A 2,563-nucleotide genomic window follows, 5' to 3' on the forward strand; every position below is an offset into this window, starting at 1 on the left:
TACCGCAGCGCCGTCCGTGACGAGCGAATGCGCAGCGAGCAATCTGCCACCTGCATGTGCACCTCGGTATTGCGGGCGCCGATCAGGTTCGCCGGAAATCCTTCGCGCCCGTCGTCGACCTCGAACGCCACGCCGGCTTCGGTCGATGCATAGGCATGCCCGATGGCCGCCCGCGGGTAAGTTGCCCGCAAGTGATCGAGCGTCGCCTGATCGGCGATTTCTCCTGACAGGCGAATGTAGCGCGGTGAGATCGCGTTGGCGTTCGGACTCATCAGGGCTCGGCGCCAATGTGACGGCGTGCCGGAAACGTGAGTCACGCCGTGTGTGGCCAGCCGCTCAAGATGCTCGCCAACGTGCTCGTGCGGGTCCGAAAGAACCAGCGAGCCGCCGCAAAGCAAGCCACGGAATAGGATCTGCAAACCGCCGTAGCGGCGAATATCGTAAAACGTTGCCCAGACGATTGGATGCTGTGGATCCTTGGCAGGTTTGATGGCCGCCGTGAGCGTGGCGAGCGTGTGCACAACCATCTTCGGCATGCCGGTAGTTCCGGACGTGAGCAGGACCCACTCGGTCTCGCGGTCGCCCGTCAAATGGCCAGCCGTCCGCGCGACCGGCAGGCTGCATGGGACGCGGAGCGGTACGTCGCAGGCGAGCGCGCTGACGTCCTCCTGACCGCAAACAACGGCATCCGCTTGCGCGATGGCACGCACATGCAAAAGGTGCGGCGCTGAAATATCAGGGGGACACAGGATGAGGCGGTGCGCGATGCCGTCGAGTTCGATCAGGGCGAGCGCGACGGTGAGTTGATCGCCAGTCAAGACCAGAACGGAACGGCCCTCAAGCTCGGCGAGCCGACCGCCAAACGCCGAACCATCGCGCAGATCGCGGAGCGACACGCACGCTTTGGCACTGCGGAGCTGGCGCGCGCCGGAGCGCTCCGCTTCGAGCAGTGCATTACGAAGCGACGGACATGGGCTTCGCGGCATGTTCATAGACCGTGATGAAATCACCGACCGTTACCGGGAAGTAGACGTCCTCGGAAGCCGTGAACGGATCGAAACCAAGCTCATCCTCGAGACGCGCGACAATGATCGCGAAGCAAAGCGAATCAAGGCCGGTGTCCAGCAAGACGAGATCGTTTGACAAAGGGGGAAGCTTGATACGCTGTTCGTCGGCCACTTGCTCGAACAGCGAGATAATTGTTAACCGGATCGACATGGTGGCGCCGCCTCACGCTTGTCTGCCCCGGGTCGCATATAGACCTCTGCTGAAGAGCGTCAAGTTTTCCAAATCATTATGGTCAATTGTGTATGTCGCAAGAAGCTAATCGAACGTCAGTCGCCTGCGCGAGCCTCCGGTGCTGGACGATTGACGCCAGATCGGCAGGCGCACGCGTATTAGTCAGCGAGCGCCTGTTTGATGGCGGCACCCGCGGCTTTCATGGCGTCGTGTGCGTACGGGATAATGCCGCCCATCCCATAGAAGTGGTGGATCATGCCGGCATGGCATGTATACCGAGCCGCTACCCCCGCCTGTGTGAGCTTTTCCGCGTAGGCCTTGCCTTCGTCGCGCAACGGGTCGAACTCGGCGGTGTGGACGTGCGTCTCCGGCAGCCCGGAAAAGTCGCGCGCGCGCAGGGGCGATATCTCAGGATCGCCGCTGAGAGTGCCGTTCGGACAGTAGAGCCGCAGAGTCCAGTCGATCATCGCCTGATCCAGGAAATAGCCGGCCGAGAGCGCGCGACGGGACGGAGTTGAAGCACTCATGTCGAGCACCGGGCAGAACAAGACGTTGAGCTTGAAGTGGGGCCCAGAGGATTTCGCTCGCTGGCAAACGACTGCCGATAGATTGCCGCCGGCGGAATCGCCGCCGATGGCGAGGCGATCGGGGTCGATTCCGAGCCGCGCTGCGTTTGCCGATATCCACAGTGCGGCGGCGTGGCAGTCGTCGATGGCGGCCGGAAAAGCGTGCTCGGGCGCCAGGCGATAATCGAGTGCAAACACGCGGCATCGGGCTTCGTTGGCTAGCATCCGGCAGATGCCGTCGTGAGTATCCAGATCGCCGAACACACACCCGCCGCCGTGGAGATAAAGCAATCCAGGCAGGATTCCTGTCGGCTCGACCTCGGCATCCCGCCCGGCCGGGGTGTAAACACGCACCGGCAGCATCCCGCTCGGACCGGGCAGTTCGCCTTTCTCCACCGAGCTAATCGGTATATTGCGCGCGCCGACCGCCAGCGCCAATCCGCGGAACGCGTTGCGCATCTCGACCGCCGTGAGCCGGGAGATGTCGGCCACGCCGGACGCGCCGGCCATGTCGAGAAACCGCTTGGCCCACGGATCGAGCGGCATGCTGATTCAAACTCCGGACATTCTAACTCGTCGTCACCGCAGAAAGCGGGGGCCCATGAGAGGGAACTGATGGAACAGGTTCCCTCCGCGGCCGGTGTTACGATCAGTTCTTGTGCAGCAAAGCCGCAACAAGCCCATCGATGGCCGCGACGGACCTGAAATTCTGCGGCGTCATAGAGCTTTCCGGGATCGTAAGATCGAACGCGGTCTCC

At 62.6% G+C, this 2,563-nt stretch carries 3 protein-coding genes; all 3 read right to left on the bottom strand.

All coding sequences use genetic code 11. The annotated features are described in order from the left end of the window. Window positions 1-896: AMP-binding protein (locus QOC89_RS11745; protein ID WP_323045169.1), on the bottom strand; the 896-nt coding region annotated here is incomplete at its 3' end. 58 nt (window positions 897-954) lie between these two features. Continuing rightward, window positions 955-1,218, bottom strand: a complete 264-nt coding sequence (locus QOC89_RS11750) for an acyl carrier protein (RefSeq protein ID WP_323045170.1) — start codon at window positions 1,216-1,218, stop codon at window positions 955-957. Between the two features lie 179 nt (window positions 1,219-1,397). Then, complete coding sequence (locus QOC89_RS11755; RefSeq protein ID WP_323045171.1) at window positions 1,398-2,351, bottom strand: alpha/beta hydrolase; 954 nt, start codon at window positions 2,349-2,351, stop codon at window positions 1,398-1,400. Window positions 2,352-2,563 lie beyond the last annotated feature (212 nt).

The organism is Paraburkholderia sp., from assembly GCF_034668105.1.
GTDB lineage: Bacteria > Pseudomonadota > Gammaproteobacteria > Burkholderiales > Burkholderiaceae > Paraburkholderia.